The organism is Salinicola sp. (genome assembly GCF_982684285.1).
Genome location: NZ_CEXLVS010000179.1, coordinates 1 through 8,438, shown reverse-complemented (window position 1 = coordinate 8,438; position 8,438 = coordinate 1). Strand labels below are relative to the sequence as shown.

The 8,438-nt window shown below is 65.4% G+C and carries 9 protein-coding genes; 4 read left to right on the top strand and 5 right to left on the bottom strand.

Features of this window, described 5'->3' with window-relative positions; all coding sequences use genetic code 11:
- The coding region (locus AC3AYF_RS14835) for an aminotransferase class I/II-fold pyridoxal phosphate-dependent enzyme (protein ID WP_487779920.1) at positions 1-461 on the top strand (461 nt) is incomplete at its 5' end.
- Between the two features lie 158 nt (positions 462-619).
- Positions 620-1,003 (top strand): DUF4168 domain-containing protein, encoded by a 384-nt coding sequence (locus tag AC3AYF_RS14830; RefSeq protein ID WP_149435824.1) that lies wholly within the window; start codon positions 620-622, stop codon positions 1,001-1,003.
- A gap of 95 nt (positions 1,004-1,098) precedes the next feature.
- On the opposite strand, the gene AC3AYF_RS14825 is transcribed toward AC3AYF_RS14830, so the two are convergent.
- From AC3AYF_RS14825 to AC3AYF_RS14815, 3 genes are all read right to left on the bottom strand, one after another.
- The gene (locus AC3AYF_RS14825) at positions 1,099-1,632 is read right to left on the bottom strand and encodes a PRC-barrel domain-containing protein (protein ID WP_295037819.1); all 534 of its coding nucleotides are present in this window, start codon (positions 1,630-1,632) and stop codon (positions 1,099-1,101) included.
- A gap of 121 nt (positions 1,633-1,753) precedes the next feature.
- Complete coding sequence (locus tag AC3AYF_RS14820; RefSeq protein WP_295037820.1) at positions 1,754-2,629, bottom strand: AEC family transporter; 876 nt, start codon at positions 2,627-2,629, stop codon at positions 1,754-1,756.
- A gap of 109 nt (positions 2,630-2,738) precedes the next feature.
- Positions 2,739-3,758: a zinc-dependent alcohol dehydrogenase family protein gene (locus AC3AYF_RS14815; protein ID WP_295037821.1), complete on the bottom strand. Its 1,020-nt coding sequence runs from the start codon at positions 3,756-3,758 to the stop codon at positions 2,739-2,741.
- Between the two features lie 147 nt (positions 3,759-3,905).
- Between AC3AYF_RS14815 and AC3AYF_RS14810 the strand changes: the two genes are divergently transcribed.
- On the top strand, positions 3,906-4,817 hold the full coding sequence (locus tag AC3AYF_RS14810) for a LysR family transcriptional regulator (protein ID WP_295037822.1): 912 nt from the start codon (positions 3,906-3,908) through the stop codon (positions 4,815-4,817).
- A gap of 230 nt (positions 4,818-5,047) precedes the next feature.
- Positions 5,048-6,724 (top strand): multidrug ABC transporter permease/ATP-binding protein, encoded by a 1,677-nt coding sequence (locus AC3AYF_RS14805; protein ID WP_487779919.1) that lies wholly within the window; start codon positions 5,048-5,050, stop codon positions 6,722-6,724.
- Between the two features lie 25 nt (positions 6,725-6,749).
- Here the strand turns inward: AC3AYF_RS14805 and AC3AYF_RS14800 are convergent, their stop codons facing one another.
- Complete coding sequence (locus tag AC3AYF_RS14800) at positions 6,750-7,670, bottom strand: TIGR03915 family putative DNA repair protein (protein WP_295037825.1); 921 nt, start codon at positions 7,668-7,670, stop codon at positions 6,750-6,752.
- 26 nt (positions 7,671-7,696) lie between these two features.
- The coding region (locus AC3AYF_RS14795; RefSeq protein WP_487779918.1) for a radical SAM protein at positions 7,697-8,438 on the bottom strand (742 nt) is incomplete at its 5' end.

Genomic DNA, 8,438 nt, shown 5'->3' with positions numbered 1-8,438 from the left:
GGTCGAGTGTCGCCAGCCCGGTCCAGGAAGCGGCCTGCGTCGCCTATCGGATGAGTCCCGAACTGGCGAACTATCTCGAGCGCCAACGGGCCTGGTTGGGCCTGATCGGACACTGGTGCGCCGAGCGGCTGCAGGCGGCCGGCGTTCGCACGCAGCTACCGGATGGTGGCTTCTATCTGTTTCCCGATTTCGACGCTCACCGGGAGGCCCTGGTCCGGCGCGGCATCACCACCAGCGCCGAACTGACCGCCCGGCTGCTGAAAGAGACCGGCGTGGCCCTGCTGCCGGGGAGTGCATTCGGCTGCGACCCCTTGCAGCTCACGGTGCGCCTGGCCTACGTCGACTTCGATGGCGGAGTGCTACTGGAGCACTGCCCGCAACGCTACGACGACCCCATGGGGTTGCCGACCCTGGACAAGGTCCGTGCCGGTATTCAGGCCATCGTGGAATGGTTACCATGACCGACGGGCGAGTGACGGTGGGAGATCGCCGGCACCGGGCGTGCCGATGTTTCCCGGCGAAACATTAAATTGCCGAGAGAAACATTTCGGAGGGAACTCTCCTTCCCACGCGGCATCCCACTAGGGCACACGCATAAAATCGATATCTGGAGGTATTCATGCAAAGGATCACTGCATTTCTCGCGGCGGCAATGATGACGACCGGTCTCGCCAGTGCGCCTGTCTTGGCCCAGGAGTCCGCCGACAGCGGTTCGCAGGCGCAGGCTCCGGCGCAAAACTTCTCCGATGACCAGCTCCAGCAGTTCGCTGACGCATCGCAGGACATCGCGATGATCTCCCAGGATTACACCGAGCAGCTGCAGAACGCCTCCGATGAAGGTGAGCAGCAGAAGATTCGCCAGCAGGCCAACGATGAAATGGTCCAGGCGGTTCAGGAGAGCGGCATGAGCGTCGAGCAGTTCAACTCGATCGGCCAGGCCATTCAGCAGGATCCGCAACTGATGCAGCGTGTGAAGGGTATGGTGCAGCAGCCCCAGCAGTAAGCATCGACAGGGCGATTTCGAGTATCGCCCATGAACGAAAAACCGCCGACCCTGGGGTCGGCGGTTTTTTTGCCATTGACCAACGCGAAACGAACTCAGTTGTTGTCGATCGCGTCGCTGGCGTCGTTGAGCAGGTCGGACGTGGCGGCCTTGGTGTCTTCCCAGGCGCTGGAGGCGCCTTGCTTGGTGTTTTCCCAGGCCTCGGCGGCTTGGGTCTTGGCATTCCGCCACCAGTCGTTGGTGTACTCGGGCTGCTGTTTCAGCGCGCTTTCGTCCATGTCGAGAACGACGCGGTATTCGATGTCGTCGAGGCTTTCGTCATGATTGGTCTCGACGGTGAAGTCGCCTTTCTGGACCACGAAGTTCTTGTCGCCCATATCCAGCACGCCACCGGCTTCGACCACCAGTGCCTGAACGCTCATGTCTTCGCCCAGCAGGATGTCCTCGACATCGCCGACATCCTCGTCGGGCTTGCTGGACAGAAACACGTCGGCGTCCATCAGCTCATCGGCGGAGTAGAGACCCTGCGGATCCTGCGTCTCCTGGGCCGTCGCGGCCTGGCTCATCATCATGCTGCCGGCTGCCAGCGTGGCCACGCCGAGTGTCTGCTTCCATGACAGATTTTGCATTTACGTCTCCTTGCCTCATGGCTTCTATGGCGTGCAACTACCTGTAATCCATTAACTTTTAAAGATTACACTTTGTAATGTAGCTGCTCGGTGCGCATTTGCAAGCGAGCGGCCGGCCACGCTACAGCATGAAAGCCAATTCCAGCGGCAGGTAGACGAATGCCAGCAGCGTCGAGCAGAAGACCAGGCCGGCGACGTACTCCGGTTCACGCCGTGAACGCTGGGCGAACAGATAGTTGTAGACGGCCACCGGCATGCTCATCTGCAGCGCCACGGCGCTGGCGGCAACCGGTGGCAGGCCGAGCCAGGCGGCGATGGCGAAGGAGAGGGCCAGCGCAATGGGCACACGGCAGAGCGTGAACAGAAAGCCGGAGGAGAGGTTGCGAGCCTGGATACTGGCCAACGAGACGCCGAGCGTGATCAGCATCAGCGGGATCGTCAGGCCGGAGAGCAGGTGCACGGTGTTGCCGAGCCACGCCGGCAGAGAGACGCCGGTCAGCATCAAGGTCAGCGAGATCGCGATGCTGTAGAGGGTGGGGTTGCGCACCAGCGCCTTCCAGGGGCTGCCACGGGTCGCCATCATCATGCCGACGGTGAACTGGATCAGGGCGTTCGCCACCCAGGCCGTCATGGCGAAGGTGAAGCCCTCCTTGCCGAAGGCGTAGAGCGCGACGGGCAGGCCCATGTTGCCGGCGTTGGGGTACATCATCGGTGAGATGATGACCTGCCAGGGCTTGCGCAGCAGCCTGGCCACACCGAAGCTTGCCAGCGCCATCCCCGCGAGCACCAGGAAGGTGGTCGCGAGCGTACGCCCGAAGGCATCCGGATCGACCTCGGCGTTGGCCAGGGAGGCCAGTACCAGCGCCGGGGTACCGATGTTGAAGACGAGCTTGGTGACGAACTCGGTGGGATAGCCGTATCCCAGCCGGATCCAGCCGAACCCGATACTCGCGCCAACCAGGACAGGGGCCATGACGGCGAACAGTTGAGCGAGCATCGGGTGTCCTCGAGCGTGATTGCGACGAAAGTTGAAGCGGTATTGTCGTCAATCCGTCACGGGGCTGGCAATGCACGATTGCCTGTCGATCCGGTTCCAGGTCGGGAGATCAAGCCATCTCCACCACGATCCGGCCATGGTGATTGGCGCAGGTTTCCAGGTAGCGATGCGCTTCGGCGATCTCCTCGAACGGGAAGCGGTGGTCGATCTGGGGCTTGAGTTCGCCGCTCCGGGTCATCCGCTCGATATCGGCGATGGCGCGGCCCAGCGCTTCGCGATTCTGCGGAATCCCCAATTCGGGTTTGCCGCTGAAGTTGGAGAGGCAGTGCACGTGGAACTGGATGTTCTTGCGAAACATCGCCTGGGCCGGGAAGGTGGTCTGGTTGCCGCCCAGCATGCCGTAGAGGATCAGCCGACCGCGAGGCGCCAGGACATCGCCCAGCAGGTTCATCTGAGGGCCACCCAGGGCGTCCAGCACGATGTCGACGCCGTGATGATCGGTCAGCTTGTCGATCCGGGTGGCGAGATCCTGGGTCTCCGTATGCACCACCGCCGAGGCACCGAGGGATTTCAGATAGTCGACGGCGGCCTCGTGGGGAGTCGCCGCGATCACGCGGGCGCCCAGGGCCCGTGCGACCTGCACGGCGTAAGGCCCCCCGATATGGCAGGCACCGGTGATCAGCACCGTCTCGCCGGGCTCGAGATTGGCGACCTCGCTGAATCCCAGCCAGGCGACCAGTGACGGCAGGTAATGGACGCTGGCTTCGCTCGACGACAGGCAGTCGGGGTAGGCGATGAGCGCCTCCGCCGGCAGCAGCGCGCGCTCGGCGTGTGCCGTATACTGGTTGGGGTCGAAGGCGGGAATCGAGGCGACGCGATCGCCTGGCGAAAACGCGGTCACGCCCGGGCCGACGGCGATGACCGTGCCGGCCATCTCGCTGCCCGAGCCGGCCGGCAGCCTGGCCAGCGTCGGCGCCATGTTGCGCCGCCACATGACATCCTGCCAGTTGATGCCGAGCGCCGCGGTCTCGATCAGGACCTCCCCGGTGGCGGGGTGCGGATCGTCGCGCTCAATGATTTCCAGAACGTCGGCGTCGCCGAAGCGTTGAAACTGTATCGCACGTGACATTGTGCACCTCAATGTATCCAGGGCTTGTCCCCGACTCTATCGACGATGGCGGACAAACACTATGCTCAAGGATCGATAGTGGTTATAACGCCTATCGATACGGCATTCGTACCGAGGGTCGACGCCACCCGCCGAGGGGAGAGATGAATGAATCGCAGTGACCTGCGTGGGGTGGATTTCAAGCTGCTGGTGGTGTTCGAGACCCTGATGCAGGAGCGCAGCGTCTCGCGTGCCGCGGAGCGGCTGTTCCTGGGGCAGCCCGCGACCAGCGCCGCGCTGTCCCGGCTCAGGGATGTCTTCGGCGATCCGTTGCTGGTGCGCACCGGCCGCCAGATGGTGCCGACCGCCCGCGCCGAGCAGATCTACGAACAGCTGCAGCCGGCTCTCGATGCGATCTCCAACGTCCTCAGTCGCACCAGCGAGTTCGACCCGGCGACCAGCGAAGCGGTATTCCGGGTCGGATTCAGCGACGACATCGAGTTCGCCCTGCTTCCGGCGCTGCTCAAACGGCTGCGGACCGAGGCGCCGGGTATCGTGCTGGTGGTGAGGCGCGCCGATTTCCACCTGATGCCGCAACTGCTCAATACCGGCGAGGTGACCGTCGCGGCCGGCTATGCGCGAGACCTGCCGGCCAACGCCAAGCAGAAGATCCTGCGCCACAGTCACGCCCGGGTGTTGCGGGCGGACAGTCGTCCGGGGGCGCTGACCCTCGACGACTATTGCGAGCGGCCCCATGCCCTGGTTTCGTTCGATGGCGATCTCAACGGCTATGTCGACGACCTGCTCGCCAAGCAAGGGCGCAAGCGTCGCATCGTGCTGGCGGTGCCACAGTTCAACAGCCTGGCCTCGCTGCTGCGGGATACCGACATGGTGGCCACCGTGCCCGATTATGCCGCCGAGGTGCTGGCGGCGCAGGGCGGGTTGCGGGTCGATGAACTGCCGCTGGAACGCCCGCCGTCGCCGTTGAGCATGGTGTGGCAGAGCGTCTACGACAACGATCCCGCGGAGCGCTGGCTGCGTTCGCGGATCCAGATGATGTTCTCCGACGGTGATGACTGAATGACCGTCGGGCGGGGCCGGTGACCTCTCGCCGAGGGTATCCTCTCGCTTGACTTCGCCAGTGAAGATCAGAATCATTCGCGCCTGCGGTTCGCCGTCGATCATCGGCGCCGTCTCTCTCGTTCGACGCCCGACAAGCGCTTCCGACCTGGCTGTTGCCGCGAAGTACGGCGGCGAGTGCGTCATGCTTGCGGCGAACAACGAACCCCATCGCCGGCTACGGAACCCGAATGGAACTACTGCGCGTCGTCTTTCGTCACTATCGCTGGCCGTTCATCGGCGTCATGCTGCTCAGCCTTCTGAGCGCGGCGCTGGGGATCGGCGTCATCGCCTTCATCAACCACTACCTGATCGTCACCGATCCGGGTGGCGGTGAAATCAGTGCGGTCACCGCCCTGCTGCCGTTCATCGGGCTGGTGGCACTGCTGCTGGCGGTGACGCTGGGGTCGCAACTGGCGTTGCCGACCCTGGGGCACCACTTCGTCTACCGCCTGCGCGGCCGGCTGATCAAGCGCATCCTCGACACCGATATCGAACGTCTCGAGCAGCTCGGCAGCGCCCATCTGCTGTCGTGCCTCTCCAGCGACATCCGCAACGTGACCATCGCCTTCGTGCGCCTGCCGGAACTCGTCCAGGGGATCGTCATCACGCTGGCCTCCGTCGGCTATCTGTTCTGGCTATCGCCGCCGCTGCTGCTGGTGACCGCCATCTGGATCGCCGTGACCATGCTGGTCGGATGGTGGCTGGTCTCGAAGGTCTACCACCATATTCGGATCACTCGCGCCACCGACAGCCGGCTCTATCAGGACTACGAGACGATCATCCACGGCCGCAAGGAGCTGGCGCTCAATCGCGATCGCGCCCGTCACCTGCTCGAAGAGGTCTACGGCGCCGATGCCCGCACCTACCGGGATCACATCATTCGCGCCGACACCTACCACCTGAGCGCCGGCAACTGGACCAACATCATGATGCTCGGCGCCATCGGCGTGGTGTTCTTCCTCGCCAATGGCCTGGGCTGGTCCAACACGGCCGTCGCCGCGACATTCTCGCTGACGCTGCTGTTCCTGCGCTCGCCGCTGATCCAGGCCGTCGGCGCGACGCCGACGCTGATCACCGCGCAGGTGTCGTTCGACAAGCTGCGCGAACTGGCGCTGGCGGAGTACCGCGAGGCGTTCGACCTGGTCGAGACGCACAGCGAGTGGCAGGTGCTCGAGATGCGCGATATCCACTATCGCTACCCGGCCAGGGCGGGGCGGGACGGATTTGCCGTCGGGCCGATCAACCTGCGCCTGGAACGTGGCGAACAGGTCTACCTGATCGGCGGCAACGGCAGCGGCAAGTCGACGCTGGCCAAGCTGCTGACCGGGCTCTACCGACCTCACTCCGGGGAGATCCGCATCGACGACGAGGTCATCGGCGAGTCGGACTGGCACCGTTACCGTCAGCGCTTCTCGGCGGTCTATACCGACTTCCATCAGTTCGACCGGTTGATGGGGCCACGTGGCGGCAGTGCCGATCCCGCCTTGCTGGACAACTGGCTGCAGACCCTGCAACTGGCGAAGAAGCTACAGCTCGACGACGGCAAGGTGCTCGATACCGAACTCTCCCAGGGGCAGCGCAAGCGCCTCGCGCTGTTGATGGCGCTGGTCGAACAGCGCCAGATCCTGCTGCTCGACGAGTGGGCCGCGGACCAGGACCCGCAGTTCCGGCGCGCTTTCTACCGTGAACTGATGCCGCGTTTCCGGGAACTGGGCATCACCGTCTTCGCCATCAGCCACGACGACCACTATTTCGCCCACGCCGACCGGCTGCTGGAGATGCGCGATGGTCATCTGCGCGAGCTGACCGGCGACGAGCGCGAGCTGGCCAGCCGAGATGCGGTGGCGCGGATCGGCACCTCCTGACGGGCCGGGTGGTTTCCCTCGCCGTCTAGCGCTCGTCGTCCGGCGATGGCTGGGGGAGGGCGGACCTGCCGCCCGGGAGCGCCTTGCCCTTGCGCCGGCCCACGCTGCTCTCCTGGGCCAGGCGTTGCCCGCCATGGCGCGCCCTGGCCTCCAACGCCGGAATCAGGTCGCCCTCGCTGAGATGACGCCAGAACCGTTGCGGCATGTGCTGGGTCATCACCCTGTGATTGAGGCGTGCGGGGTTGAAGGTGCTGACGAAATAGGTTCGCCACAGGGCGTGCTCCTCGTCGGCGTTGGCGCGCTCGGCGGCCGTCCGGGCCTCTTCGGTCCAGGTCGTCGGGCAGGGAGCGCGATAGTCCAGCGCCGAGCCATCCCAGCACACGCCACCCTGGGGCGTGGCGATGATCCAGCGTGAACCGCCCATGCGGTCGGCAAAGTGCTCCGCGCCCAGGTCGAGCACATCATGGGCGGGCTCGAACCACGCCACGTAGCGTTCACCCCGGGCATCGTCGCGGCGATGGAAGCGCAGGAACGCGTGCATGTGATGCGCTTCCCGCTTGACCGCGTGCCAGCGCTGATGCAGCACGCGGCCATCCCTGTCGGCGGGATGCATGGCCGCGGCGTCGCCCTGGGCCCATCGCCACAACACCCGGTACAGCAATGGCCAGCGCGGCTGGTCGTGGCCGTCCGCACGATAGCGCGCGGCGTTGCCCAGCAGCGTCAACTGGTCGCGACCGATCCGGATCGCTGCCGGCGTGGAACCTGGCAACCTCGGCGGCGGCTCCAGCGAGGAGAAGAGGTCGTCATGGCCGTCGTTGCCGTCGTGCCAGGTCACGCTGGCCGGCGGCATCCCGGCATGGAGCAGTCGGCGCGCCTGGGCGCGCCACTCGTCGAAATCGTTGGCCCAGGCAGCGCAGGACGGCGTGAGCGGCGAGGCATTGGGCATGGCGGTATCTCCTGCGGAAGGCGGCGCTACCACAGCGCCATCTGCGCCGGCTGGGGTTGGGTCAGGCTCTGGCGCAGGCGAGTGCTGTCGCGCTGGGCATCGGCGGGGCGGTAGTCCTGGGTCACCACGAAGGGCCGCAGGGTCTCCAGGCGACACCGCAGCGCCACCAGGTCCTGATAGCGGATGCGCCGCAGCCGGCGCAGATCGACCAGCCGCTGGACGCTGCGCAGACCGATGCCCGGAATGCGGGCGATCATCGACGGCTCGGCGCGGTTGAGGTCCACCGGAAAATCGTCGCGGTGGGCCAGCGCCCAGGCCAGCTTGGGATCGATCTCCAGGTCCAGGTTGCCCGGGGCATTCAGCAACTCCTCGGCCTGGAAGCCGTAGCCACGGATCAGGAAGTCGGCCTGGTAGAGCCGGTGCTCGCGCAGCAACGGTGGCGCGGCCTGGGGCAGCCCTGCGGGGCGCTCCGGAATCGGGCTGAACGCCGAGTAGTAGACGCGCTTGAGGCGGAAGTCGCGATAGAGGTGCTGGGCGGACTGGAGGATGGTGCGGTCATCGGTGGCATCGGCACCGACGATCATCTGCGTGCTCTGGCCACCGGGCGCGTAGCGTGGCGCCATGCGCTTGGGGTTGGCGCTGCGCGGGAGGCGCTTCGCATCCCGCTCGGCAGCGTCGTTGGCGGCATCGATGCGCTGGCGCATGTGCCCCATGGCCGAGTGGATGGTGCCGAGCTCCTTTTCCGGGGCCAGGGTCTTGAGGCTGGGC

Excerpts from the sequence above, each read along its gene's own strand:
- AC3AYF_RS14830 (WP_149435824.1), top strand. The coding sequence starts at position 620 with ATGCAAAGGATCACTGCATTTCTCGCGGCGGCAATGATGACGACCGGT.
- AC3AYF_RS14825 (WP_295037819.1), bottom strand. The coding sequence starts at position 1,632 with ATGCAAAATCTGTCATGGAAGCAGACACTCGGCGTGGCCACGCTGGCA.
- AC3AYF_RS14820 (WP_295037820.1), bottom strand. The coding sequence starts at position 2,629 with ATGCTCGCTCAACTGTTCGCCGTCATGGCCCCTGTCCTGGTTGGCGCG.
- AC3AYF_RS14815 (WP_295037821.1), bottom strand. The coding sequence starts at position 3,758 with ATGTCACGTGCGATACAGTTTCAACGCTTCGGCGACGCCGACGTTCTG.
- AC3AYF_RS14810 (WP_295037822.1), top strand. The coding sequence starts at position 3,906 with ATGAATCGCAGTGACCTGCGTGGGGTGGATTTCAAGCTGCTGGTGGTG.
- AC3AYF_RS14805 (WP_487779919.1), top strand. The coding sequence starts at position 5,048 with ATGGAACTACTGCGCGTCGTCTTTCGTCACTATCGCTGGCCGTTCATC.
- AC3AYF_RS14800 (WP_295037825.1), bottom strand. The coding sequence starts at position 7,670 with ATGCCCAATGCCTCGCCGCTCACGCCGTCCTGCGCTGCCTGGGCCAAC.